The sequence below is a fragment of the Streptomyces sp. NPDC048349 genome (assembly GCF_040651925.1).
In the GTDB taxonomy this organism is placed as follows: domain Bacteria; phylum Actinomycetota; class Actinomycetes; order Streptomycetales; family Streptomycetaceae; genus Streptomyces.
In genome coordinates, this window is the sequence record NZ_JBEZLA010000028.1 from 1 (window position 1) to 25,837 (window position 25,837).

Here is a 25,837-nt window from a genome sequence, read left to right on the forward strand (position 1 = left end):
AGTACGTCCAGTACGGGGGCATCCGGCCGGCACGCCGAGAGCACGCACCGGACACCGCTCCTTCACCACGGACCTCCGTCAGACACCCCCTAGGGAGTGTCGTCAGCGTCCCGCCCGGCCGGTGGGGCCCGGTGCGTGCGCGGGGGCCGGGGGCCTGCCGTCGACAGCCGATCCGCACGTCTGGACGCGCTCGCCAGGCCGCAGGCGCTCCACGCTCGTACGCTCGAAGACATGTCAGACGTGTACGCCGCCCGTCGGGGCACGCTCCGCGACCGCTGCGCCGCCGCGGGGAACGCCGCCGCGCTGATCACGCGTCCGGCGAACGTCCGCTACCTCTCCGGGGCGTCCCCGCTGGGCGCCGTGCTCCTCGTCGGACCCACCGAGGACGTCCTGTTCTGCGCCAACGCCCCCACCGGTGAGGTCGACGAGGGGCGCCTCGACGAACACCTCAAGGTGTCCGTGCTGGCGAGCTCCGGCGGGGACCCGGCCGTCGCGGCCGGGGACCTGGCGGCGGCCGTGCGCGCCGACTCCCTGGCGGTGGAGGAGCACCACCTCACCGTGGCCCGGCACCGGGCCCTGCGCTCCGTGGCTCCCGCGCTCCGCCTCAGCGACCTCGGCAACGCCGTGGAGCAGCAGCGCCTCGTCAAGGACGAGGAGGAGATCGCCTGCCTGCGGATCGCCGCCGAGATCGCCGACCAGGCCCTTGGGGAACTGCTGGAGTCCATCCTCGTCGGGCGCACCGAACGCCACCTCGCCCTGGAGCTGGAGCGGCGGCTCGTCGACCACGGGGCGGACGGGCCCGCCTTCCCGACCTCCGTCGGCACCGGCCCGCATTCCGGCCGTTCCCGGCACCGGCCCTCCGACCGGAGGGTGGAGGAGGGCGACTTCCTCACGGTCTGCCTCGGCGCCGGCTACCGCGGCTACCGCTGCGAGATCGGCCGCACCTTCGTCATCGGCACCACGCCCGCGGACTGGCAGATCCAGCTCTACGACCTGGTCTTCGCCGCCCAGCGGGCCGGGCGCGAGGCCCTCGTACCGGGCGCCGCGTACCGGGACGTGGACCACGCCGCACGCTCCGTACTGGACTCCGCGGGCCACGGTGAAGCGCTCGCCCCGTGGACCGGACACGGGGTGGGCCTCGAAATCGACGAGGACCCGCAGCTTGCACCTACGGCAATGGGTAAACTGGACGCTTGCGTGCCGGTCACCGTCGAACCGGGGGTTCACCTCCCGGGCCGGGGAGGTGTCCGGATCGATGACACGCTCGTCGTGCGCCCCGAGGCGGACGGCGGTCCCGAGCTACTCACCATTACGACCAAGGAGCTGCTCGCGCTCTAGTCCGTCGCCGGGCTGTGCGCGCACCCGTGGTCTTCCAGTGCAGGAGATTCCGCAACCGTGGCTTCCACGAACGACCTCAAGAACGGCATGGTGCTCAAGCTCGACGGTGACCAGCTCTGGTCCGTCGTCGAGTTCCAGCACGTCAAGCCCGGCAAGGGCCCGGCCTTCGTGCGCACCAAGCTCAAGCACGTGCTCTCCGGCAAGGTCGTCGACAAGACCTTCAACGCCGGCACGAAGGTCGAGACCGCCACGATCGACCGGCGTGACATGCAGTTCTCGTACATGGACGGCGAGTACTTCGTCTTCATGGACATGCAGACCTACGACCAGCTGATGGTCGACAAGAAGGCTGTCGGCGACGCCGCCAACTTCCTGATCGAGGGCTTCACCGCCTCCGTCGCCCAGCACGAGGGCGAGGTGCTCTACGTCGAGCTCCCGGCCGCCGTCGAGCTGGTCATCGAGCACACCGACCCGGGCGTCCAGGGCGACCGCTCCACCGGTGGCACCAAGCCGGCCCGCCTGGAGACCGGTCACGAGATCCAGGTCCCCCTCTTCGTCAACACGGGCGAGAAGGTCAAGGTCGACACCCGCACCAGCGACTACCTCGGCCGGGTGAACAGCTAACCGTGGCTGCCCGGAGCAACGCGCGCAAGCGCGCTTTCCAGATCCTTTTCGAGGCCGACCAGCGCGGGGTCCCCGTGCGCGAGGTCCTCGCGGACTGGATCCGCCACGCACGGTCGGACGACCGGCAGCCGCCGGTCAGCGCCTTCACGATGGACCTCGTCGAGGGGTACGCCGACAAGGTGAACCGCATCGACGACCTGATCGTCACCTACGCCGTGGACTGGGAACTCGACCGCATGCCGGTCGTGGACCGCAACATCCTGCGGCTCGGCGCGTACGAGCTGATCTGGGTGGACGAGACCCCGGACGCCGTGGCGATCGACGAGGCCGTCCAGCTGGCCAAGGAGTTCTCGACGGACGACTCCCCGTCGTTCGTGAACGGGCTGCTGGCGCGCTTCAAGGAGTTGAAGCCGAACCTGCGCCGCCAGTGACCGCCGGCGGTATTCGGTGAGCGGAGGGGCCGCAGCGGGCGCTGCGGCCCCTCCGCTTTTGCCTGCGGGGGGTCCGGGCGGCCCCGGGGGTCCAGGCGGCCCCGGGGCAGCCGGGGCGACCATGCGAAACGGCGGGTGCCGGGAGCCTCCTGGGCTCCCGGCACCCGCCGGTAAACGTTTCTGCTGGGGCTGGGGGGACTAGATGTCCTCGTGCGCCACGGCGCGACGCGCATCCGCGTCCAGCACGCCCCAGCTGATCAGCTGCTCGGTCAGCACCGAGGGGGACTGGTCGTAGATGACGGCCAGGGTGCGCAGGTCGTCCTGGCGGATCGACAGCACCTTGCCGTTGTAGTCGCCGCGCTGGCTCTGGATCGTCGCCGCGTAGCGCTGGAGCGGACCGGCCTTCTCGGCGGGCACGCCCGCCAGGCGCTCCAGGTCGAGACGCAGCTTCGGCGGCGGCTCGGCCGCTCCGCCCGGAGTCGTACCCGGCAGCAGTTCCTGCACCGGCACCCCGTAGAAGTCCGCCAGCTCGGCAAGGCGCTGGACGGTCACGGCGCGGTCCCCGCGCTCGTAGGAACCGACCACCACGGCCTTCCACCGGCCCTGGGACTTCTCCTCGACACCGTGGAGGGAGAGGCCCTGCTGGGTGCGGATGGCACGGAGCTTGGCCCCGAGCTGTTTGGCGTATTCGCTGGACATAACGCTCCCGGACGCTGTGACGCTGTGACTGCTTGGACACTGCGACTACGTAACTACGTGCGGCTCCGCCGCGCGGTTGGTAACTCACTGTGAGGTTACGCAGCGTTACTTGGATGCGTCAAGCCGAATGCTCTCCACCGCCCCCTCGCGAGGGCCCGCGGCGGCCCCGTGGGAGCCGCGCGCACCCGGGCCCGGTGCGGTTCACCACCCGCCCCCTGGTACGGTGGGACGCGTACATCAGACGTCCTTTAAGGTCCGTCCCGTGAGGCGGAGAAGGAGGTCCTTTTCATGGACGCTCAGAACGCGCAGGTCCAGCCCGCCGACAGCGCCGATGCGGTGCGCCCCGTGTTGGAGGCGCAGGACATCGCCCGGGTCCTGACCCGCATCGCCCACGAGATCGTCGAACGCGCCAAGGGCGCCGACGACGTGGTGCTCCTCGGCATTCCCACCCGCGGTGTGTACCTCGCCCGCCGGCTGGCCGCCAAGCTCGAAGAGATCACCGGTACGAAGATCCCGGTCGGCTCGCTCGACATCACCATGTACCGCGACGACCTGCGGATGAAGCCCGCCCGCGCGATCGGCCGCACCGAGATCCCCGGTGACGACCTCGACGGTCGCCTCGTCGTCCTCGTCGACGACGTCCTCTTCTCCGGCCGCACCATCCGCGCCGCCCTCGACGCCCTCGGCGACCTCGGCCGCCCCCGCGCCGTGCAGTTGGCCGTCCTCGTCGACCGCGGCCACCGCGAGCTGCCCATCCGCGCCGACTACGTCGGCAAGAACCTCCCCACGTCGCTGCGGGAGACCGTCAAGGTCCAGCTCCAGGAGGAGGACGGCCGTGACGCCGTGCTGCTCGGCCAGCGGACCCCCCAGGCAGCCGGGCAGTAGCCCGAACGGACGGACGGGCCCCGCGCGGGGCCCGGGCCGCAGCCTGCCCTGCCCCGACCCCTGCCTGCCCTCCTGACCTACGGAGCCATCCAGATGAAGCGCCACCTCATCTCGGCCGCCGATCTCACGCGCGACGACGCCGTCCTGATCCTCGACACCGCCGAGGAGATGGCCCGCGTCGCCGACCGGCCGATCAAGAAGCTGCCCACCCTGCGCGGCCTCACCGTCGTCAACCTCTTCTTCGAGGACTCGACCCGCACCCGGATCTCCTTCGAGGCGGCCGCCAAGCGGCTCTCCGCCGACGTCATCAACTTCTCCGCCAAGGGCTCCTCGGTTTCCAAGGGCGAATCCCTGAAGGACACCGCCCTGACCCTCGAGGCCATGGGCGCCGACGCCGTCGTCATCCGCCACCACGCCTCCGGCGCCCCCTACCGGCTCGCGACCTCCGGCTGGATCGACTCCGCCGTCGTCAACGCCGGCGACGGCACCCACGAGCACCCCACCCAGGCCCTGCTGGACGCCTTCACCATGCGCCGCCGCCTCGTCGGCCGCGACGCGGGCCTGGGCAAGGACCTGGACGGCCGCCGCATCACCATCGTCGGCGACGTCCTGCACAGCCGCGTCGCCCGCTCCAACGTCCAGCTGCTGCACACCCTGGGCGCCGAGGTCACCGTGGTGGCCCCGCCGACCCTGGTCCCGATCGGCGTCGAGAGCTGGCCCTGCGAGGTCTCGTACAACCTGGACGAGGTGCTGCCGAAGTCCGACGCTGTGATGATGCTGCGTGTGCAGCGCGAACGCATGAACGCCGCCTTCTTCCCGACCGAGCGCGAGTACTCCCGCCGGTACGGGCTCGACGGCGACCGCATGGCGAAGATGCCCGAGCACGCCATCGTGATGCACCCCGGCCCGATGAACCGCGGCATGGAGATCACCGCCGAGGTCGCCGACTCCGACCGCTGCACGGCCGTCGAGCAGGTCGCCAACGGCGTCTCCACCCGGATGGCCGTCCTGTACCTCCTGCTGGGCGGATCCGAGCCCGCCGTCACCACCACCGCCGCCCGTACCGAGGAGACCAAGTAACGATGAGCAAGATCCTGATCCGTGGCGCGAAGGTACTCGGCGGCGAGGCGCAGGACGTCCTGATCGTCGGCGAGACCATCGCCGAGGTGGGCACCGGTCTCGAAGCCGCAGACGCCCAGGTGATCGAGGCCGAGGGCCAGGTCCTCCTCCCCGGCCTCGTCGACCTGCACACCCACCTGCGCGAGCCCGGCCGCGAGGACTCCGAGACCGTCCTGACCGGCACCCGCGCCGCCGCCTCCGGCGGCTACACCGCCGTCTTCGCCATGGCGAACACCTTCCCGGTGGCCGACACGGCCGGCGTGGTCGAGCAGGTGTGGCGCCTGGGCAAGGAGTCCGGCTACTGCGACGTGCAGCCCATCGGCGCCGTCACCGTCGGCCTCGAAGGCAAGCAGCTCTCCGAGCTGGGCGCCATGCACGACTCCGCCGCCCGCGTCACCGTCTTCTCCGACGACGGCAAGTGCGTGGACGACGCCGTGATCATGCGCCGCGCCCTGGAGTACGTGAAGGCCTTCGGCGGCGTCGTCGCCCAGCACGCCCAGGAGCCCCGCCTGACCGAGGGCGCCCAGATGAACGAGGGCGTCGTCTCCGCCGAGCTCGGGCTCGGCGGCTGGCCGGCCGTCGCCGAGGAGTCGATCATCGCCCGTGACGTGCTCCTCGCCGAGCACGTCGGCTCCCGCGTGCACATCTGCCACCTCTCCACCGCCGGCTCCGTCGAGATCGTCCGCTGGGCCAAGTCCCGCGGCATCGACGTCACCGCCGAGGTCACCCCGCACCACCTCCTGCTCACCGACGAGCTCGTCCGCTCGTACAACGCGGTCTACAAGGTCAACCCGCCGCTGCGCACCGAGCGCGACGTCATGGCCCTGCGCGAGGCGCTCGCCGACGGCACGATCGACATCGTCGCCACCGACCACGCCCCCCACCCGCACGAGGACAAGGACTGCGAGTGGGCCGCCGCCGCCATGGGCATGGTCGGCCTGGAGACCGCGCTCTCCGTCGTCCAGCAGACGATGGTGGAGACCGGACTGCTCGACTGGGCCGGTGTCGCGGAGCGGATGTCCTTCGCACCGGCGCGCATCGGCAGCCTGGAGAACCACGGCCGTCCCGTCTCGGCAGGTGAACCCGCGAACCTGACCTTGGTCGATACCTCGTACCGTGGTGTCGTGGACCCCGCACACTTCGCCTCCCGCAGCCGCAACACGCCTTACGAGGGCCGTGAGCTGCCGGGGCGCGTCACTCACACCTTCCTGCGGGGCCGGGCAACGGTCGTGGACGGGAAACTGGCGTGACACCTGCAGTGATCCAACTGGCCGCCCAGGCCGCCGAACGACAGTCGGCGGAGGTGACCAGTTTCGGCGCGCGCATGGCGTGGGTCGTCGGTCTGGCCGTCTTCGTCGCTTTCGTGTACTGGCTGATGCGGCAAGGCTGGAAGTGGCGCGGCGCTCTGCAGAACGATCTGCCGGAGCTGCCCGCCGCCCCCGACGGTCTCCCCGAGCACCGGCTGGCCCTGACCGGCCGGTACCACGGGTCCACCACCGCCGGGCAGTGGCTCGACCGGATCGTCGCCCACGGGCTGGGCCTGCGCAGCCGGGTCGAGCTCACGCTCACCGACGCGGGCCTGGACGTGGTCCGTCCGGGGGCCAATGACTTCTTCGTACCGGCCGCGCAGCTGCGCGGCGCCCGCCTCGACAAGGGAATCGCGGGCAAGGTACTCACCGAGGGCGGTCTGCTCGTCGTCACCTGGGCGCACGGTGACAAGCTGATCGACTCCGGATTCCGCTCCGACCGCGCGGCCGAGCACGCCGCCTGGGTCGAGGCGATCAACCTCATGAACTCATCCGACTCATTCATCACGACGGAAGGCGCCGAACGATGACGACCTCCACCAGGGGAGCAGCCAAAACTCCCGCCGTACTTGTCCTGGAGGACGGTCGGATCTTCCGCGGCCGCGCCTACGGCGCCCACGGGGAGACCTTCGGCGAGGCCGTGTTCTCCACCGGTATGACCGGCTACCAGGAGACCCTCACCGACCCGTCGTACCACCGCCAGGTCGTCGTGATGACCGCCCCGCACGTGGGCAACACCGGCGTCAACGACGAGGACCCCGAATCCTCCCGGATCTGGGTGTCGGGCTACGTGGTGCGCGACCCCGCGCGCGTCCCCTCCAACTGGCGCTCCCGGCGCTCGCTGGACGAGGAGCTCGTCCACCAGGGCGTCGTCGGCATCAGCGGCGTCGACACCCGTGCCCTGACCCGCCACCTGCGCGAGCGCGGCGCCATGCGCGTCGGCATCTTCTCCGGCAATGCGATCGCCGACGACGGCACGCTGCTCGCGAAGGTCCGCCAGGCCCCCGAGATGAGCGGCGCGAACCTCTCCGCCGAGGTCGCCACCAAGGAGACGTACGTCGTCCCCGCGATCGGCGAGAAGCGCTTCACCGTGGCCGCCGTCGACCTCGGCATCAAGGGCATGACCCCCCACCGGATGGCCCAGCGCGGCATCGAGGTGCACGTCCTGCCCGCCACCGCCACCCTCGAAGAGGTCTACGCGGTCAACCCGGACGGCGTGTTCTTCTCCAACGGCCCCGGCGACCCGGCCACCGCCGACGGCCCCGTCGCCGTCATGCAGGGCGTCCTGGAGCGCAAGACCCCGCTCTTCGGCATCTGCTTCGGCAACCAGATCCTCGGCCGTGCGCTCGGCTTCGGCACCTACAAGCTGAAGTACGGCCACCGCGGCATCAACCAGCCGGTGCAGGACCGCACCACCGGCAAGGTCGAGGTCACCGCGCACAACCACGGCTTCGCCGTCGACGCGCCCCTCGACAAGGTCTCCGAGACCCCCTACGGCCGCGCCGAGGTCTCGCACGTCTGCCTGAACGACCAGGTCGTCGAAGGCCTCCAGCTGCTCGACCAGCCGGCCTTCTCCGTCCAGTACCACCCCGAAGCCGCAGCGGGTCCGCACGACGCCGCCTACCTCTTCGACCGCTTCGTATCCCTGATGGAGGCCGAGCGTGCCTAAGCGCACCGATATCCAGTCCGTCCTGGTCATCGGCTCCGGCCCGATCGTCATCGGCCAGGCCGCCGAGTTCGACTACTCCGGTACCCAGGCCTGCCGCATCCTCAAGGCCGAGGGCCTGCGGGTGATCCTGGTGAACTCCAACCCGGCGACGATCATGACCGACCCGGAGATCGCCGACGCCACGTACGTCGAGCCGATCACCCCCGAGTTCGTCGAGAAGATCATCGCGAAGGAGCGCCCCGACGCGCTGCTCCCCACCCTCGGCGGCCAGACCGCGCTCAACACCGCGATCTCCATGCACGAGCAGGGTGTGCTGGAGAAGTACGGCGTCGAGCTCATCGGCGCCAACGTCGAGGCCATCAACAAGGGCGAGGACCGCGACCTCTTCAAGGGCGTCGTCGAGGCCGTCAAGGCCAAGATCGGGTACGGCGAGTCCGCCCGCTCGGTGATCTGCCACTCGATGGAGGACGTCCTCGCCGGCGTCGAGACCCTCGGCGGCTACCCCGTCGTCGTGCGCCCCTCCTTCACCATGGGCGGCGCCGGTTCCGGCTTCGCCCACGACGAGGAAGAACTGCGCCGCATCGCCGGCCAGGGCCTCACGCTCTCCCCGACCACCGAGGTGCTCCTGGAGGAGTCCATCCTCGGCTGGAAGGAGTACGAGCTCGAGCTGATGCGCGACACCAAGGACAACGTGGTCGTCGTCTGCTCCATCGAGAACTTCGACCCGATGGGCGTCCACACCGGCGACTCGATCACCGTCGCCCCGGCCATGACGCTGACCGACCGCGAGTACCAGCGGCTGCGCGACATCGGCATCGCGATCATCCGCGAGGTCGGCGTCGACACCGGCGGCTGCAACATCCAGTTCGCGATCGACCCGGTCGACGGCCGCGTCATCGTCATCGAGATGAACCCGCGCGTCTCGCGCTCCTCGGCGCTCGCCTCGAAGGCGACCGGCTTCCCGATCGCCAAGATCGCCGCCAAGCTGGCCATCGGCTACACGCTCGACGAGGTCCCCAACGACATCACCGAGAAGACGCCGGCCTCCTTCGAGCCGACCCTCGACTACGTCGTCGTCAAGGCCCCCCGCTTCGCGTTCGAGAAGTTCCCGGCCGCCGACGCCACCCTCACCACCACCATGAAGTCGGTGGGCGAGGCCATGGCCATCGGCCGCAACTTCACCGAGGCGCTCCAGAAGGCCCTGCGCTCCCTGGAGAAGAAGGGCTCGCAGTTCACCTTCGTCGGCGAGCCCGGCGACAAGGACGAGCTGCTGGCCACCGCCGTCCGCCCGACCGACGGCCGCATCAACACCGTGATGCAGGCCATCCGCGCCGGCGCCACCCAGGAGGAGGTCTTCGAGTCCACGAAGATCGACCCCTGGTTCGTCGACCAGCTCTTCCTCATCAAGGAGATCGCGGACGACCTGGCCGCCGCCGACAAGCTCCATCCCGAGCTGCTCGCGGAGGCCAAGCGCCACGGCTTCTCCGACGCCCAGATCGCCGAGATCCGCGGCCTGCGCGAGGACGTCGTCCGCGAGGTGCGCCACGCGCTCGGCGTCCGCCCGGTCTACAAGACGGTCGACACCTGCGCCGCCGAGTTCGCCGCGAAGACCCCGTACTTCTACTCGTCCTACGACGAGGAGAGCGAGGTCGCCCCGCGCGAGAAGCCCGCGGTCATCATCCTGGGCTCCGGTCCGAACCGCATCGGCCAGGGCATCGAGTTCGACTACTCCTGCGTCCACGCCTCCTTCGCGCTCAGCGACGCCGGCTACGAGACCGTGATGGTCAACTGCAACCCCGAGACCGTCTCGACGGACTACGACACCTCCGACCGCCTGTACTTCGAGCCGCTGACGCTCGAGGACGTGCTGGAGATCGTCCACGCCGAGACGCTGGCAGGCCCGATCGCCGGCGTCATCGTCCAGCTCGGCGGCCAGACCCCCCTCGGCCTCGCCCAGGCGCTCAAGGACAACGGCGTACCCGTCGTCGGCACCTCGCCCGAGGCCATCCACGCCGCCGAGGACCGCGGCGCCTTCGGCCAGGTCCTCGCCGACGCCGGACTGCCCGCCCCCAAGCACGGCACCGCCACCACCTTCACGGGCGCGAAGGCCATCGCCGACGAGATCGGCTACCCGGTCCTGGTGCGCCCCTCGTACGTGCTCGGCGGCCGCGGCATGGAGATCGTCTACGACGAGGCCCGGCTGGAGGCGTACATCGCCGAGTCCACCGAGATCTCCCCGACCCGCCCCGTGCTGGTCGACCGCTTCCTCGACGACGCCATCGAGATCGACGTGGACGCCCTCTACGACGGCACCGAGCTCTACCTCGGCGGCGTCATGGAGCACATCGAGGAAGCCGGCATCCACTCCGGCGACTCGGCCTGCGCCCTTCCCCCGATCACCCTCGGCGGGTTCGACATCAAGCGCCTGCGCGCCTCCACCGAGGCCATCGCCAAGGGCGTCGGCGTACGCGGCCTGATCAACATCCAGTTCGCGATGGCCGGCGACATCCTCTACGTCCTGGAGGCCAACCCGCGCGCCTCCCGGACCGTGCCCTTCACCTCGAAGGCGACCGCCGTCCCGCTCGCCAAGGCCGCCGCCCGCATCTCGCTCGGCACCACCATCGCCGAGCTGCGCGCCGAAGGCCTGCTCCCGAAGACCGGCGACGGCGGCACCCTGCCGATCGACGCGCCGATCTCCGTCAAGGAGGCCGTCATGCCGTGGTCGCGCTTCCGCGACATCCACGGCCGCGGCGTGGACACCGTCCTCGGCCCGGAGATGCGCTCCACCGGCGAGGTCATGGGCATCGACGCCGTCTTCGGCACGGCGTACGCCAAGTCGCAGGCCGGCGCCTACGGCCCGCTGCCCACCAAGGGCCGCGCCTTCATCTCCGTCGCCAACCGCGACAAGCGCTCGATGATCTTCCCGGCGCGCGAGCTCGTCGCCCACGGCTTCGAGCTGCTCGCCACCTCCGGCACCGCCGAGGTGCTGCGCCGCAACGGCATCAACGCCACCGTGGTGCGCAAGCTCAGCGAGGGCGAGGGCCCGAACGGCGAGAAGACCATCGTCCAGCTCATCCACGACGGCCAGGTCGACCTGATCGTCAACACGCCGTACGGCACCGGCGGCCGCCTCGACGGCTACGAGATCCGCACGGCGGCCGTGGCGCGCAGCGTCCCGTGCCTGACCACGGTCCAGGCACTCGCCGCGGCCGTCCAGGGCATCGAGGCGCTGGGCCACGGCGACGTGGGCGTCCGCTCCCTCCAGGAGCACGCGGAGCACCTGACCGCGGCCCGCGACTAACAGCCCGTACGAAAGGGGGGCACCGGCGACAGCGACCGGTGTCCCCCTTTCTTGAGCGCCAAAGGGATATTCCGGACGATGTACAAACTGTTCTTCAACCTGGTCTTCAAGCGGATGGACCCGGAACGGGCCCACTACACGGCCTTCCGCTGGATCCGCCTCGCCGCCCGCACCCCCGTGCTGCGCACCTTCGTCGCCGCGGCCCTCGCCCCTCGCTACAAGGAACTGCGCACCGAGGCCCTCGGACTGCGGATGCACGGCCCCTTCGGGCTCGCGGCCGGCTTCGACAAGAACGCCGTCGCCATCGACGGCATGTCGATGCTCGGCTTCGACCACGTCGAGATCGGCACCGTCACCGCCCAGGCCCAGCCCGGCAACCCGAAGAAGCGCCTCTTCCGGCTCGTGCCGGACCGTGCGCTGATCAACCGGATGGGCTTCAACAACGAGGGCTCGGCGGCCGTCGCGGAGCGCCTGGCGACCCGTACGCCGGTCTTCAAGACCGTCGTCGGCGTCAACATCGGCAAGACCAAGGCCGTACCCGAGGAGGACGCGGTGGCGGACTACGTCGCCTCGACCGAGCGCCTCGCCCGGCACGCCGACTACCTGGTCGTGAACGTCTCCTCGCCGAACACCCCGGGCCTGCGCAACCTCCAGGCGACACAGTCCCTGCGCCCGCTGCTGTCGGCCGTCCGCGAGGCCGCGGACCGGGTCGTGTCCGACCGCCGGGTCCCGCTGCTGGTCAAGATCGCCCCGGACCTGGCCGACGAGGACGTCGACGCGGTCGCGGACCTGGCCCTGGAGCTCGGCCTGGACGGCATCATCGCGACGAACACCACGATCGCCCGCGAGGGCCTCGGCCTGACCTCCTCCCCGGAGCTGGTCAAGGAGACGGGCGGCCTGTCCGGCGCCCCGGTCAAGGAACGCTCGCTGGAGGTCCTGCGCCGCCTGTACGCCCGCGTGGGGGACCGGCTGGTCCTCGTCGGCGTCGGGGGCATCGAGAACGCCGAGGACGCCTGGCAGCGGATCCTGGCCGGCGCGACGCTGATCCAGGGCTACAGCGCCTTCATCTACGAGGGCCCGTTCTACGCCCGCGCCATCCACAAGGGCCTGGCGGCGCGCCTGGCCAACAGCCCCTACGCGACGCTCGCCGATGCGGTGGGCGCCGAGACCCGAAAGGCCGCGAAGTGAGCACTGTGACCCCGTTCGGCACCCGACTGCGCGAGGCGATGGACTCCCGCGGCCCCCTGTGCGTGGGCATCGACCCGCACGCGGCGCTGCTGGCGCAGTGGGGCCTGGCCGACGACGTGGCGAGCCTGGAGCGCTTCTCCCGCACGGTCGTCGAGGCGCTGGCGGAGTCGGTGGCGGTCTTCAAGCCGCAGGCCGCGTTCTTCGAGCGGTTCGGCTCGCGGGGCGTCGCCGTGCTGGAGCAGACCGTCGCGGACGCCCGTTCCGCGGGCGCGCTGGTCGTCATGGACGCGAAGCGGGGCGACATCGGCTCGACGATGGCGGCGTACGCCGCGGCCTTCCTCGACCCGGCCTCCCCGCTCTTCTCCGACGCGCTGACCGTGTCCCCGTACCTGGGCTACGGCTCGCTGGAGCCCGCGGTGGCGCTGGCGCGGGAGTCGGGGGCGGGGCTCTTCGTGCTGGCCCTGACCTCGAACCCGGAAGGGGCCGAGGTCCAGCGGGCGCTGCGCGCGGACGGCCGCTCGGTCGGGGCGACGATGCTGGCGCACCTGGCGGCGGAGAACGAGGGCGCCGAGCCCATGGGCTCCTTCGGGGCCGTGGTCGGTGCCACGCTGGGCGACCTGTCCTCCTTCGACCTGGACATCAACGGGCCTCTGCTGGCGCCGGGGATCGGGGCGCAGGGGGCGACGGCGGCGGACCTGCCGGCGGTGTTCGGCAAGGCCGTGCGCAACGTCGTGCCGAACGTGTCGCGGGGCGTGCTGAAGCACGGGCCGGACGTCGCCGCCCTCCGCGCCGCCGCGGCGGCCTTCGCGGACGAGATCCGCGCGGCGGTGTCCGCGTAGTCGGGGGCTTTTCGGCCTCTGCGCGCGGTGACGTGCGTCACTCCGGGGGCCCGTCGGACAGGAACGTCGGAAGGTTTGACGAAATTCGAACGTCTTTCACCGGACAAAACGGGGGTATTTTGTCCGTGATGTACGGTTCAGTGGAGGCTGACCAGGACTTTTCGTCCGTTCTCGCTGACTGGAGCGGCCGTGGCCGCTAGTCTCCGAGCAGAGTGAACGAGCAGCGAACGAGCAATACCGCTGTTCGGGAGCTTGCCAGGTGGGGTGCCCTCGGGTTGCCCACCGGTCCGTATCCGACAGTTCGACATCCGAGGTGACGTAGGCGTGGCTCTTCCGCCCCTTACCCCTGAACAGCGCGCAGCCGCGCTCGAAAAGGCCGCCGCGGCTCGCCGGGAGCGGGCCGAGGTGAAGAATCGACTCAAGCACTCCGGCGCCTCCCTGCAGGAGGTCATCAAGACGGGCCAGGAGAACGACGTCATCGGCAAGATGAAGGTCTCCGCCCTGCTGGAGTCCCTGCCTGGCGTGGGCAAGGTGCGCGCCAAGCAGATCATGGAGCGCCTCGGCATCTCCGAGTCCCGGCGTGTTCGAGGTCTCGGCTCCAACCAGATCGCCTCTCTGGAGCGTGAGTTCGGCACTCCTGCCGGCTGACGCGCCGCCCTAAGTCCTTCCGGCGTTCTCAGGCAGTCTCTGGAACCTGGATAATCGCTCTATGGCAGCAGAGGTTCGTCCGCGGCTGACCGTGCTCTCCGGCCCCTCGGGGGTCGGCAAGAGCACGGTCGTCGCGCATATGCGCAAGGTCCACCCCGAGGTCTGGCTCTCGGTGTCGGCCACCACCCGCAAGCCGCGGCCCGGTGAGCGACACGGAGTCCAGTACTTCTTCGTCAACGACGACGAGTTCGACAAGCTGATCGCCAACGGCGAGCTGCTGGAGTGGGCCGAGTTCGCGGGCAACCGCTACGGCACACCGCGCGGCGCGGTGCTGGAGCGCCTGGACAACGGCGAGCCGGTACTGCTGGAGATCGACCTCCAGGGCGCACGGCTCGTCCGCGAGTCGATGCCCGACGCCCAGCTGGTCTTCCTGGCTCCGCCGAGCTGGGACGAGCTGGTCCGCCGGCTGACCGGGCGGGGCACCGAATCGGCCGAGGTCATCGAGCGCAGGCTCGAGACGGCGAAGGTCGAACTCGCTGCCGAATCCGAGTTCGACTCCACCCTTGTCAACACCTCCGTCGAGGATGTAGCCCGTGAGCTGCTAGCCTTGATGAACGTTGTCTGATCGTCGGTCGGTGTTCCTGAGCCGATCAGTACCCGGTCGTTACGATCTTTCCCCCATCTTCGGAAGGTAGAGCGTGTCCTCTTCCATTACTGCGCCCGAGGGCATCATCAACCCGCCGATCGACGAGCTGCTCGAGGCCACGGACTCGAAGTACAGCCTCGTGATCTACGCGGCCAAGCGCGCGCGTCAGATCAACGCGTACTACTCGCAGCTCGGTGAGGGCCTGCTCGAGTACGTCGGCCCGCTGGTGGACACCCACGTCCACGAGAAGCCGCTTTCGATCGCGCTGCGCGAGATCAACGCGGGTCTGCTGACCTCCGAGGCCATCGAGGCCCCGGCCCAGTAGGGCACCGAGAATCCTTTTTCACCACAGGCCCGGCAGAACGTCTGCCGGGCCTGTGGTGTGTCATGGGTACTGTCGGGCTCGTTCGTCGAGCTTGTCGCGCCGGTTGAAGGGAATGTGTGCGGAATGGGTAAGCCCAAGGTCGTGCTGGGGGTGAGCGGCGGGATCGCCGCCTACAAGGCGTGCGAGCTGCTGCGCCGGCTGACCGAGTCGGGGCACGAGGTCCGGGTGGTGCCCACCGCGGCGTCCCTGAACTTCGTCGGCGAGGCCACCTGGGCCGCGCTGTCCGGGAACCCGGCCTCCACCGAGGTCTGGGAGACCGTCCACGAGGTGCCGCACGTGCGCATCGGGCAGGCCGCCGACCTCGTCGTGGTCGCCCCGGCCACCGCCGACATGCTGGCCAAGGCCGCCCACGGGCTTGCCGACGACCTGCTCACCAACACCTTGCTCACCGCCCGCTGCCCGGTGGTCTTCGCGCCCGCCATGCACACCGAGATGTGGGAGCACCCGGCCACCCAGGAGAACGTCGCCACGCTGCGGCGGCGCGGGGCAGTGGTCATCGAGCCCGCCGTGGGCCGGCTGACCGGCAAGGACACCGGCAAGGGCCGGCTGCCCGACCCCGAGGAGATCTTCGAGGTGTGCCGGAGCGTCCTGGCCCGCGGGGCGGGCGGGCCGGACCTCGCCGGACGGCACGTGGTGATCAGCGCGGGCGGTACCCGCGAGCCCCTGGACCCGGTCCGCTTCCTCGGCAACCGCTCCTCCGGCAAGCAGGGGTACGCCCTCGCCCGCACCGCCGTCGCGCGCGGAGCCCGGGTCACCCTCGTCGCGGCCAACACCGCGCTGGCCGACCCGGCCGGGGTGGACGTCGTGCGCGTGGGGACGGCCGTGCAGCTGCGGGAGGCGGTCCTCAAGGCGGCGGCGGACGCCGACGCCGTGGTGATGGCCGCCGCCGTGGCCGACTTCCGGCCCGCCGAGTACGCGAGCGGGAAGATCAAGAAGAAGGACGGCCTGGAACCGGCGCCGGTCGCCCTCGTGCGCAACCCCGACGTCCTCGCCGAGATCTCCGCGGACCGGGCCCGGGAGGGGCAGGTCGTCGTGGGCTTCGCCGCCGAAACCGACGACGTCCTGGCCAACGGCCGGGCCAAGCTCCGGCGCAAGGGCTGTGACCTCCTCGTCGTCAATGAGGTGGGCGAAACCAAGACCTTCGGTTCGGAGGAGAACGAGGCTGTGATCCTCGCCTCCGACGGCTCGGAGACCGCGGTCCCCTACGGTCCGAAGGAAGCCCTCGCGGAGCTGGTGTGGGACCAGGTGGGAGCCCGCCTGTCGGCGCGACGCGCCTGACACGCTTCCCTTCTCCTCGCCACGTCCGTACGCCAGAATGGAGTGCCGCAGGTCACACGGCTCCCATAAGGCGAGACGGGTGGACCGGCGAACGGTGGCAACCGATAAACTGCAGTCGGAACGTGATCAGGCGCAGCCTCTGGTGTGGTTCCAACAAATGATCAGCCAGCAGCCGCTGCAACCCCAGGGAGCGTTGTGTCCCGTCGTCTGTTCACCTCGGAGTCCGTCACCGAGGGCCACCCTGACAAGATCGCTGACCAGATCAGCGACACGATCCTCGACGCGCTCCTCACCGAGGACCCCACTTCGCGTGTCGCGGTGGAGACCCTCATCACCACGGGTCTCGTGCACATCGCGGGAGAGGTGACGACGAAGGCCTACGCGCCGATCGCGCAGCTCGTCCGCGACAAGATCCTCGAGATCGGCTACGACTCCTCGAAGAAGGGCTTCGACGGCGCCTCCTGCGGGGTCTCGGTGTCCATCGGCGCGCAGTCCCCGGACATCGCGCAGGGTGTCGACACCGCCTACGAGAAGCGGGTCGAGGGTGACGAGGACGAGCTCGACAAGCAGGGCGCCGGCGACCAGGGCCTGATGTTCGGCTACGCCTGCGACGAGACGCCCGAGCTGATGCCGCTGCCGATCCACCTCGCGCACCGGCTCTCGCGCCGCCTGTCCGAGGTCCGCAAGAACGGGACCATCCCGTACCTGCGCCCCGACGGCAAGACCCAGGTCACCATCGAGTACGACGGGGACAAGGCCGTCCGCCTGGACACCGTGGTCGTCTCCTCGCAGCACGCCTCCGACATCGACCTGGACTCGCTGCTCGCTCCCGACATCCGCGAGTTCGTCGTCGAGCACGTGCTGGCCCAGCTCATCGAGGACGGCATCAAGCTGGACACCGAGGGCTACCGGCTGCTGGTCAACCCGACCGGCCGCTTCGAGATCGGCGGCCCGATGGGCGACGCCGGCCTGACCGGCCGCAAGATCATCATCGACACGTACGGCGGCATGGCCCGCCACGGCGGCGGCGCCTTCTCCGGCAAGGACCCGTCCAAGGTCGACCGCTCGGCCGCGTACGCGATGCGCTGGGTCGCCAAGAACGTCGTCGCCGCCGGCCTCGCCTCGCGCTGCGAGGTCCAGGTCGCCTACGCGATCGGCAAGGCCGAGCCCGTCGGCCTGTTCGTCGAGACCTTCGGCACCGCCAAGGTCGAGACCCAGAAGATCGAGGACGCCATCGGCGAGGTCTTCGACCTGCGCCCGGCCGCGATCATCCGCGACCTCGACCTGCTGCGCCCGATCTACGCCCAGACCGCCGCCTACGGCCACTTCGGCCGCGAGCTGCCGGACTTCACCTGGGAGCGCACCGACCGCGTGGACGCGCTGCGCGCGGCCGCCGGTCTGTAAGCGGCACCGTTCGTGACGGACGGCCCCGGACCCCGTGGTCCGGGGCCGTTCGCATGCCCGGCCTGTCGGTGGGGTTTGGTAAGAATGCTGGTGTGAGCAGCGCGAACGATTCCCCGCCGGAGCAGCTGGCGCTGATCCGGGAGATGGTCGCCGAGGCGAAGGCCAAGGCGCCCAAGGCGAAGCCGCGTACCTGGCGCGGGGCCGCCGTCGCCGAGGAACTGCCCGTTGCCCGCGTCCTCGTGAACAAGGGTGTGCTCCACCTCGACCGCCTCTTCGACTACGCCGTTCCCGCCGAACTCTCCGAAGCCGCCCAGCCCGGCGTGCGCGTCCGGGTCCGCTTCGGCGCCGGTTCCCACCGGGTGCACGGGGGGCGCCGCGAGGGGGGCGGGCTCATCGACGGATTCATCGTCGAGCGCTGTGCCGAGTCCGACTACAACGGGGCACTGGCCGCCCTCGCCCAGGTCGTCTCGCCCGAGGTGGTGCTGGGCCCGCGCATGCTGGCGCTCGCACGGGCCGTCGCCGACCGGTACGCCGGCAGCCTGGCCGACGTGCTCCAGCTCGCCCTGCCCGCGCGCAGCGCCCGCGCCGAGGCGAAGCCCTCACCCGATCCGCTGCCCCCGCCCGCCGCCCCCGATCCCGGCGGCTGGCAGCGGTACGGCTCCGGGCCCGCCTTCCTGCGCGCGCTGGCCACCGGAGGTTCCCCGCGGGCCGTCTGGACCGCCCTGCCCGGCCCCGGCTGGGCCGACGAGCTGGCCCGGGCGATGGCCGCCACGCTGGCCTCCGGACGCGGCGCCCTCGCCGTGGTCCCGGACGGGCGCACCGCCGCCCGCGTGGACGCGGCCCTCACCGCCCTGCTCGGCGAAGGGCGGCACGCGCTGCTGACCGCCGAGTCCGGGCCGGAGAAGCGCTACCGCCAGTGGCTCGCCGTGAGCCGGGGCTCGGTGCGGGCCGTCGTCGGCACCCGGGCGGCGATGTTCGCCCCCGTGCGCGACCTCGGGCTGGTCGCCGTCTGGGACGACGGGGACTCCAGCCACAGCGACGACCACGCCCCCTTCCCGCACGTCCGCGAGGTCCTGGAACTGCGCGCGGTCAGCGACGGCTGCGGGTTCCTCGCCGGGAGCACGAGCTGCACGGTGGAGGCCGCCCAGCTGGTCGAGTCCGGGTGGGCGCGGCCGCTGGCCGCCGACCGGGAGACGGTGCGGCAGTGCGCCCCGCGGATCCGGACGGTGGGCGACGAACTGCTGGCCCGCGACGAGGCGGCCCGGGCCGCGCGCCTGCCGAGCCTGGCGTGGGAGACCGTACGGGAAGGGCTCAAGACCGGGCCCGTCCTGGTCCAGGTGCCGCGGCGCGGCTACGTGCCAAGGCTGGCGTGCGAGCGGTGCCGTACGCCGGCGCGGTGCACGGTCTGTGCCGGGCCGCTGGAGGCCCCCGACGAGCGGGACCTGCAGTGCGGGTGGTGCGGGCGGCCCGAACCGTCCTGGCACTGCGAGGAGTGCGGGTCCTTCCGGCTGCGGGCCCGGGTGGTCGGCGCGCGGCGGACGGCCGAGGAACTGGGGCGGGCGTTCCCGGCCGTGCCCGTACGGACCTCCGGACGCGACCACGTCCTGGACGAGGTGCCGGACCGGCCCGCGCTGGTGGTGAGCACCCCCGGGGCGGAACCCGTCGCGTCCGGCGCCGGGTACGCGGCGGCGCTGCTGCTCGACGGCTGGGCCATGCTGACCCGGCCCGACCTGCGGGCCGGGGAGGACGCGCTGCGGCGCTGGATCGCCGCCGCCTCGCTGGTACGGGGCGACGGGCAGGTCGTCGTGGTCGCCGAGCCGACGCTGCGGCCGGTGCAGGCGCTGGTGCGCTGGGACCCCGTGGGGCACGCGGTGCGGGAGCTCGCCGAGCGGGCCCAGCTCGGGTTCCCGCCGGTGTCCCGGATGGCGGCGGTGGCGGGGCGCGGTGAGGCGGTGGAGGCCTTCCTGGCCGGGGCCGGGCTGCCGGCCGATGCGGAGATCCTGGGGCCGGTGCCGCTGCCGGGGCGGCGGGGCGAGGCCAGTGCCGGGGAGCGGGCGCTGGTGCGGGTCCCGCCGGGCAGCGGCGCGGCCCTGGCGGCGGCGCTCAAGTCGGCGCAGGCGGCGCGCATGGCGCGGGGGGTTCCGGCGTCGGAGGCGGTCCGGGTACGCATCGACCCACCGGACATCGGCTGACGGGCCGGATGCGGGGCCCTGCGCGGGGCCCGTCCCCCACCCGCCCGTCCACCGGCCCGGGGCCGGTGGACGGCGCCGGTCCGGCATCCCCCAGGGCGGTCGTCCATTACGCCGGACGACCCCGGCGGGGCGCCTGTGGGGGCGCTCCGCCGGGGTCGGGGGGATCGGACTGGGGCCGTCGGGGGTCGGCGTCCCGGCGGCGGGCGGCGGTCAGCCGTTGCGGGGGCCCGGGAAGGCGGGGGAGCGGGGGGCCGCCACGGCCTGGGGCTCCTCGCGCAGGGGCTGCGGGGGCACCGAGCGGGCCGCCGGGATCGTGGGCAGCGGTCCCATGGTCCGGGTGGCCGTCCCCTCGGCCGGCGCCTCCGCGGACTCGGCGGCCTGCGCGCGCCGGGCACCGTAACGCCGGTGCACGGCCTGCTTGGTGACACCCAGCGCCGAGCCGACCGCGTCCCAGGAGAAGCCGAGCGAGCGGTCGAAGTCCACCGCGGCGGTGACCAGGGTCTCGACGCTGTCCCGCAGCTCCTGGGCGAGGCGGACGGTGGGCGCGGGCGCCCGGCCGTAGACGACGAAGCCCGTGGAGGGTCCGGAGCGGCGGGGGCGGTACACATTGCCCAGCTGGGCGGTGAGCGTACGCAGGGCATCCACCTGCCGGCGAACCCGCTCGATGTCCCGCACCAGCAGGTGCAGGCTGGCCCGGGCTTGGGCGTCGTGGGTGGCGTGGTCGGCCATGAAGAAGCCTCTCGAACCGGTGCTGAAGGGCGGAGCGGGCCGCAGAAACCGTTCGCGACGCGGCCCGTTTTGGTCAATCTCTCTTGACCAACGCGCCACCTGGCGCCCAGGTCACGCTCTGGGGGCGTGTCGGCATATGCGAGAGGCGCGTGTGTGTGCGTACGCCCCCTTCCGGTCACGGGTGGGGTGCCCGGCCCACGCCCCATAGACTGGTGCGCTGCTGACAGCCGAGATAGCGAGGTAGGACCCCAGTGAAGCTCGTCTTCGCAGGCACCCCCGAGGTCGCCGTGCCCGCCCTGGACGCCCTCATCGCCTCCGGGCGGCACGAGGTCGCGGCCGTCGTCACCCGGCCCGACGCACCCGCGGGACGCGGGCGCCGGCTCGTCGCCAGCCCCGTCGCCGAGCGGGCCGAGGAGGAGGGGATCGAGGTGCTCAAGCCCACCCGCCCCCGCGACCCCGAATTCCAGGCCCGGCTGCGCGAGATCGACCCGGACTGCTGCCCGGTCGTCGCCTATGGGGCGCTGATCCCCAAGAGCGCCATCGAGATCCCCCGGCACGGGTGGGTCAACCTGCACTTCTCGCTGCTGCCCGCCTGGCGCGGCGCCGCACCCGTACAGCACTCGATCATGGCGGGGGACCAGGTCACCGGCGCCTCCACGTTCCGGATCGAGGAAGGGCTCGACTCCGGACCGGTCTACGGGATCCTCACCGAGGAGATCCGGCCGACCGACACCAGCGGCGACCTGCTCACCCGGCTTGCCTTCGCCGGCGCCGGACTGCTGGCCGCCACCATGGACGGCATCGAGGACGGCACGCTGCGGGCCGTCGAGCAGCCCGTCGACGGCATCTCGCTGGCGCCCAAGATCACCGTGGAGGACGCCCGGATCGACTGGACGGCCCCCGCGATGCGCGCCGACCGCGTGGTGCGCGGCTGCACCCCGGCGCCGGGCGCGTGGACCGTCTTCCGCGGGGAGCGGCTCAAGCTGATCTCCCTCGGCCTCGTGCACGACCGTACGGACCTTGCGCCCGGCGTGCTGGCCCCTGCCAAGAACAACGTCTACGTGGGCACCGGCTCGCACGCCGTGGAACTGCTCTGGGTCCAGCCCCAGGGCAAGAAGCCGATGCGCGGTGCCGACTGGGCCCGCGGGGTGCGGATCGCTCCCGGCGAGCGCCTCGGCGGCGCCGACGTAGGCTGAATCCAGCCCGATCCGTCCCCCGAGCCCCACCCGGGCGCGCCCGCTGCCGCGACCGGCCGCCGGCGCCTCGATCCCCTGCACCTCGTACATCCGGAGCACCTTTCACGTGAGCGAACAGCCCCGTCGCCGTCCCGCCGCAGGCGCGGGCGGCAGGCAGAACAAGCCGGCCAAGCCCTACCGGCGGCCGCAGAAGGACCCCGTCCGGATGCTGGCCTTCGAGGTGCTGAGGGCGGTGGACGAGCGCGACGCCTACGCCAACCTCGTGCTGCCGCCCCTGCTGCGCAAGGCCCGCCAGGACGAGAGCTTCCAGGCGCGGGACGCGGCGCTGGCCACCGAGCTCGTCTACGGGACGCTGCGCCGGCAGGGCACCTACGACGCGGTCATCAAGGCCTGCATCGACCGCCCGCTGCGGGAGGTCGACCCGCCGGTCCTGGACGTGCTCTCGCTCGGCGCGCACCAGCTGCTGGGGACCCGCATCCCCACGCACGCGGCCGTGTCGGCGAGCGTGGAGCTGGCCAGGGTGGTGCTCGGGGACGGGCGCGCGAAGTTCGTGAACGCCGTGCTGCGCAAGATCGCCGCGCACGACCTGGACGGCTGGCTGGAGCGGGTCGCACCGCCGTACGAGGACGACGCCGAGGAGCACCTCGCGGTGTACCACTCCCACCCGCGGTGGGTCGTCAGCGCCCTGTGGGACGCGCTGGGCGGCGGTCGCGCCGGGATCGAGGACCTGCTGGAGGCCGACAACGAGCGGCCCGAGGTCACGCTGGTGGCGCGGCCGGGCCGGTCCACCCCGCAGGAGCTGCTGGAGGCGGTGGGCGAGGAGTCGGCGCTGCCCGGACGCTGGTCCCCGTACGCGGTGCGGATGGCCGAGGGCGGTGAGCCGGGAGCACTGGAGGCCGTGCGCGAGGGGCGCGCCGGTGTCCAGGACGAGGGCAGCCAGCTGGTGGCGATGGCCCTGGCGGCGGTACCGGTCGAAGGCCGCGACGAGCGCTGGCTGGACGGCTGCGCGGGCCCCGGCGGCAAGGCGGCGCTGCTCGCGGCCCTGGCGGCGCAGCGGGGCGCGTTCCTGCTGGCCTCCGAGAAGCAGCCGCACCGGGCACGCCTGGTGGAGCGCGCGCTGGCGGGTAACCCCGGTCCGTACCAGGTCATCGCGGCGGACGGCACCCGGCCGCCGTGGCTGCCCGGTTCCTTCGACCGGGTCCTGATGGACGTCCCGTGCTCCGGTCTGGGCGCGCTGCGCCGCCGCCCGGAGGCCCGGTGGCGGCGCCGCCCGGAGGACCTGGAGGGCTTCGCGCCGCTCCAGCGGGCGCTGCTGCGGGAGGCGCTGTCGGCGGTGCGCGTGGGCGGCGTCGTGGGCTACGCGACGTGCTCGCCGCACCTGGCGGAGACGCGGGTGGTCGTGGACGACGTCCTGAAGGGCCGCGGCGCCGGCGCGAACCCGGTGGCGGCCGAACTCGTCGACGCCAGGCCGTTCATGGGCGGCGTACCGGGCCTGGGCGACGGCCCGGACGTCCAGCTGTGGCCGCACCTGCACGGCACGGACGCGATGTACCTGGCGCTGCTGAGGCGCACGGCGTAGGGGCGGGCCCCGCGCCCCGGGCGGAAGTCGCCTCGGGGTGCCGCCCCGGCCGTTCAGCGGGCATGGATGTCATGGACAGAACCGTGCCGAGGTGACCTCGCAGGACGACTGACATCTTCTCCGTGATCACTCCAGCTGCGCTACACGGCATGCGAGTTACGGGGTCGTGGCCGGAACCGTGTGGGGGCATGGCACGCTTGGGGCATGGCCGCTCAGATTTCTCCCAGCATCCTGTCCGCCGACTTCGCCCGACTCGCCGAGGAGGCGAAGGCGGTCGAGGGGGCCGACTGGCTGCACGTCGACGTGATGGACAACCACTTCGTCCCCAACCTCACCCTCGGGGTGCCGGTCGTGGAGTCCCTGAGCAGGGCCACGGACATCCCGCTGGACCTCCACCTGATGATCGAGAACCCGGACCGCTGGGCGCCGCAGTACGTCGAGGCCGGGGCCGGGTCGGTCACCTTCCACGCCGAGGCCGCGGCGGCACCGGTGCGCCTCGCCCGCGAGATCCGGGCGAAGGGCGCGCGGGCGTCCATGGCGCTCAAGCCCGCCACGCCGATCGAACAGTACGAAGACCTGCTCCCCGAGCTCGACATGCTGCTGATCATGACGGTCGAGCCGGGCTTCGGCGGCCAGCCCTTTCTGGACATCATGCTCCCCAAGATCCGCCGGACCCGGGAGCTGATCGCCAAGCACGGACTGGAGCTGTGGCTCCAGGTCGACGGCGGGGTCTCGGCCTCGACCATCGAGCGCTGCGCCGAGGCGGGCGCGGACGTGTTCGTCGCGGGCAGCGCGGTCTACGGCGCGGTCGATCCGTCCGCCGCCGTACGCACGCTGCGTGAGCAGGCGGACGCGGCGATCGCCGTGGCGCCGTGGGCGTGCGACCACTGAGCCGAGCGCTGGTGGACGGCTCGGTGAACGGGTGCTGTCCAGGCTGATCAACGGCCGTCGGATCTGACAGGATGAACGGCGAGTCGAGAGTGTGAACACGAGAGTGTGAACAGCAGTGAGGAGAACGCGGTGTCTGCAATGTCGGCGGGACGGTCAGCCCTGCGGATGGGACCCGCGGAGCTGGTGCAGGCGGCGGCCATGGCGCGCCGTTTCTACCTCGAGGGCAAGTCCAAGATCCAGATCGCCGAGGAGTTCGGCGTGAGCCGCTTCAAGGTGGCCCGGGTCCTGGAGACCGCCCTCGAACGCGACCTCGTACGGATCGAGATCCGGGTGCCGGCGGAACTGGACGCGGAGCGGTCGGACGCGCTCCGGGCCCGCTACGGACTGCGGCACGCCGTCGTCGTGGAGTCGCCCGCCGACGCCACCGAGGACGCGCCCGATCCGGAGAACCTGGGCGCGGTCGCCGCCGATCTGCTGGGCGAGCTGGTCAACGAGGGCGACGTGCTGGGCCTGGCGTGGGGCCGGTCGACCATTCACATGGCCGCCTCCCTGCACCGGCTGCCGCCCTGCACCGTGGTCCAGCTGACCGGTGTGTACGACGCGGGGACCGCCGAGCGCGGGTCCGTGGAGGCCGTACGGCGGGCCGCGCAGGTCTCGGGCGGCGACGCCCACCCCATCTACGCGCCGATGCTGCTGCCCGACCCGGCGACCGCGGCCGCCCTGCGCAGCCAGACCGGGATCGCCCGCGCCTTCGAGTACTTCGACAAGGTGACCGTCGCGGCCGTCTCCATCGGGTCCTGGGAGCCGGGCATCTCGACCGTCCACGACATGCTGACGGACGAGGAGCGGGCGCACTACGCCTCGCTGGGCGTGGCGGCCGAGATGTCCGCGCACCTGTTCGACTCCGAGGGGCGCCGGGTCGGCCGCGACCTCGGCGAGCGGTGCATCACCGTCGAAGCCGACCGGCTCCGGAGGATCCCCGAGGTCGTGGCGATCGCCGGCGGGCTGCGCAAGGCCTCGGCGATCGGAGCGGTGCTGCGCTCGGGGCTGGTGACCAGCCTGGTCACCGACACGGCGGTCGCCGACTACCTGCTGACCGAGTCGGCCCCGGGGCTGCGTCCGGCGCTCGAGCGGGCGGACCCGGACGACCTGTAGGCGCTGCCGGTGCGGATGGTGCCGGAATTGAGATCCGAACGGCGGACCGCGCGGCGGCCTGCTGGGCGCATACTGGTGACAATGACAAAGTCAGCAGTACCTCGCCGCCATTTGCCGTCCAGCCCGTTCAAGGCCCCCGTGGAACAGCCCATCCGGCAGTTCAGCGTCGGCGACCGGGTTTCCCACGACGAGCACGGCCTCGGCCGTGTCGTCGGAATCGAGGAGGGGATCGCTGTTCTCGTCGACTTCGGTTCGGTCCAGAAACGGGTCCTGAGTCCGTACACCAAGATGTCCGCGCTCTGAAACCCTAGGGCGATTCGCGAGCGAATCGGAT

Annotated in this window: 24 protein-coding genes; 22 read left to right on the forward strand and 2 right to left on the reverse strand. The window is 71.8% G+C overall.

Annotated elements, in window-relative coordinates; translation table 11 throughout:
- Positions 1-231 precede the first annotated feature (231 nt).
- From AB0D44_RS17130 to nusB, 3 genes are read left to right on the forward strand one after another with little or no spacing between them, the layout of a single operon-like run.
- On the forward strand, positions 232-1,338 hold the full coding sequence (locus tag AB0D44_RS17130; RefSeq protein ID WP_362590992.1) for an aminopeptidase P family protein: 1,107 nt from the start codon (positions 232-234) through the stop codon (positions 1,336-1,338).
- 57 nt (positions 1,339-1,395) lie between these two features.
- Positions 1,396-1,962, forward strand: coding sequence for an elongation factor P (gene efp / locus AB0D44_RS17135; RefSeq protein ID WP_362590995.1), 567 nt, complete (start codon positions 1,396-1,398; stop codon positions 1,960-1,962).
- Between the two features lie 2 nt (positions 1,963-1,964).
- Positions 1,965-2,393 (forward strand): transcription antitermination factor NusB, encoded by a 429-nt coding sequence (gene nusB / locus AB0D44_RS17140; protein WP_362297999.1) that lies wholly within the window; start codon positions 1,965-1,967, stop codon positions 2,391-2,393.
- Positions 2,394-2,591: 198 nt separating this feature from the next.
- On the opposite strand, the gene bldD is transcribed toward nusB, so the two are convergent.
- A complete protein-coding gene (gene bldD, locus AB0D44_RS17145; RefSeq protein WP_007263032.1) occupies positions 2,592-3,092 on the reverse strand; it encodes a transcriptional regulator BldD in 501 nt (166 codons plus the stop codon).
- A 288-nt stretch (positions 3,093-3,380) separates the two neighbouring features.
- On the opposite strand from bldD, the gene pyrR reads away from it, so the two are divergent.
- The 14 genes from pyrR to AB0D44_RS17215 all read left to right on the forward strand — a co-directional run bounded on the left by pyrR (position 3,381) and on the right by AB0D44_RS17215 (position 19,953).
- Positions 3,381-3,977, forward strand: a complete 597-nt coding sequence (gene pyrR / locus AB0D44_RS17150) for a bifunctional pyr operon transcriptional regulator/uracil phosphoribosyltransferase PyrR (RefSeq protein WP_362590998.1) — start codon at positions 3,381-3,383, stop codon at positions 3,975-3,977.
- Positions 3,978-4,070: 93 nt separating this feature from the next.
- Positions 4,071-5,057, forward strand: a complete 987-nt coding sequence (locus AB0D44_RS17155; RefSeq protein ID WP_362591000.1) for an aspartate carbamoyltransferase catalytic subunit — start codon at positions 4,071-4,073, stop codon at positions 5,055-5,057.
- A gap of 2 nt (positions 5,058-5,059) precedes the next feature.
- Positions 5,060-6,346 (forward strand): dihydroorotase, encoded by a 1,287-nt coding sequence (locus AB0D44_RS17160; RefSeq protein WP_362591003.1) that lies wholly within the window; start codon positions 5,060-5,062, stop codon positions 6,344-6,346.
- Positions 6,343-6,933, forward strand: coding sequence for a hypothetical protein (locus AB0D44_RS17165; RefSeq protein WP_362591006.1), 591 nt, complete (start codon positions 6,343-6,345; stop codon positions 6,931-6,933). The genes AB0D44_RS17160 and AB0D44_RS17165 overlap by 4 nt, the downstream gene beginning before the upstream one ends.
- Complete coding sequence (carA, locus tag AB0D44_RS17170; protein ID WP_362591009.1) at positions 6,930-8,072, forward strand: glutamine-hydrolyzing carbamoyl-phosphate synthase small subunit; 1,143 nt, start codon at positions 6,930-6,932, stop codon at positions 8,070-8,072. Before AB0D44_RS17165 ends, carA begins: the two co-directional genes overlap by 4 nt.
- A complete protein-coding gene (gene carB / locus AB0D44_RS17175) occupies positions 8,065-11,373 on the forward strand; it encodes a carbamoyl-phosphate synthase large subunit (RefSeq protein ID WP_362591012.1) in 3,309 nt (1,102 codons plus the stop codon). The genes carA and carB overlap by 8 nt, the downstream gene beginning before the upstream one ends.
- A 78-nt stretch (positions 11,374-11,451) precedes the next feature.
- Complete coding sequence (locus tag AB0D44_RS17180; RefSeq protein WP_362591015.1) at positions 11,452-12,561, forward strand: quinone-dependent dihydroorotate dehydrogenase; 1,110 nt, start codon at positions 11,452-11,454, stop codon at positions 12,559-12,561.
- The gene (pyrF, locus tag AB0D44_RS17185; RefSeq protein ID WP_362591018.1) at positions 12,558-13,400 is read left to right on the forward strand and encodes an orotidine-5'-phosphate decarboxylase; all 843 of its coding nucleotides are present in this window, start codon (positions 12,558-12,560) and stop codon (positions 13,398-13,400) included. Before AB0D44_RS17180 ends, pyrF begins: the two co-directional genes overlap by 4 nt.
- 324 nt (positions 13,401-13,724) lie before the next feature.
- Positions 13,725-14,048 carry an integration host factor gene (locus AB0D44_RS17190; RefSeq protein WP_008740406.1) on the forward strand — a complete coding sequence of 108 codons (324 nt, stop codon included), beginning with the start codon at positions 13,725-13,727 and terminating at the stop codon, positions 14,046-14,048.
- A 61-nt stretch (positions 14,049-14,109) separates the two neighbouring features.
- Positions 14,110-14,673 (forward strand): guanylate kinase, encoded by a 564-nt coding sequence (gmk, locus tag AB0D44_RS17195; protein ID WP_362591021.1) that lies wholly within the window; start codon positions 14,110-14,112, stop codon positions 14,671-14,673.
- A gap of 73 nt (positions 14,674-14,746) precedes the next feature.
- Positions 14,747-15,019, forward strand: a complete 273-nt coding sequence (rpoZ, locus tag AB0D44_RS17200) for a DNA-directed RNA polymerase subunit omega (RefSeq protein WP_004948662.1) — start codon at positions 14,747-14,749, stop codon at positions 15,017-15,019.
- 123 nt (positions 15,020-15,142) lie between these two features.
- Positions 15,143-16,357 (forward strand): bifunctional phosphopantothenoylcysteine decarboxylase/phosphopantothenate--cysteine ligase CoaBC, encoded by a 1,215-nt coding sequence (gene coaBC, locus AB0D44_RS17205; RefSeq protein ID WP_362591024.1) that lies wholly within the window; start codon positions 15,143-15,145, stop codon positions 16,355-16,357.
- Between the two features lie 195 nt (positions 16,358-16,552).
- On the forward strand, positions 16,553-17,761 hold the full coding sequence (gene metK, locus AB0D44_RS17210; RefSeq protein ID WP_362591027.1) for a methionine adenosyltransferase: 1,209 nt from the start codon (positions 16,553-16,555) through the stop codon (positions 17,759-17,761).
- 143 nt (positions 17,762-17,904) lie between these two features.
- Entirely contained in the window at positions 17,905-19,953 is a 2,049-nt protein-coding gene (locus AB0D44_RS17215) for a primosomal protein N' (protein WP_362591216.1), read from the forward strand.
- 210 nt (positions 19,954-20,163) lie between these two features.
- On the opposite strand, the gene AB0D44_RS17220 is transcribed toward AB0D44_RS17215, so the two are convergent.
- A complete protein-coding gene (locus AB0D44_RS17220; protein WP_362591030.1) occupies positions 20,164-20,682 on the reverse strand; it encodes a hypothetical protein in 519 nt (172 codons plus the stop codon).
- Positions 20,683-20,933: 251 nt separating this feature from the next.
- On the opposite strand from AB0D44_RS17220, the gene fmt reads away from it, so the two are divergent.
- The 5 genes from fmt (at position 20,934) to AB0D44_RS17245 (ending at position 25,806) form a co-directional block, all read left to right on the forward strand.
- Positions 20,934-21,878, forward strand: coding sequence for a methionyl-tRNA formyltransferase (fmt, locus tag AB0D44_RS17225; protein WP_362591033.1), 945 nt, complete (start codon positions 20,934-20,936; stop codon positions 21,876-21,878).
- Positions 21,879-21,984: 106 nt separating this feature from the next.
- Positions 21,985-23,457, forward strand: coding sequence for a transcription antitermination factor NusB (locus AB0D44_RS17230; protein ID WP_362591036.1), 1,473 nt, complete (start codon positions 21,985-21,987; stop codon positions 23,455-23,457).
- Between the two features lie 204 nt (positions 23,458-23,661).
- On the forward strand, positions 23,662-24,348 hold the full coding sequence (gene rpe / locus AB0D44_RS17235) for a ribulose-phosphate 3-epimerase (protein ID WP_362591039.1): 687 nt from the start codon (positions 23,662-23,664) through the stop codon (positions 24,346-24,348).
- Positions 24,349-24,453: 105 nt separating this feature from the next.
- Entirely contained in the window at positions 24,454-25,503 is a 1,050-nt protein-coding gene (locus AB0D44_RS17240) for a sugar-binding domain-containing protein (protein WP_208948665.1), read from the forward strand.
- 81 nt (positions 25,504-25,584) lie between these two features.
- Positions 25,585-25,806, forward strand: coding sequence for a CarD family transcriptional regulator (locus AB0D44_RS17245; protein WP_329387870.1), 222 nt, complete (start codon positions 25,585-25,587; stop codon positions 25,804-25,806).
- Positions 25,807-25,837: the final 31 nt, after the last annotated feature.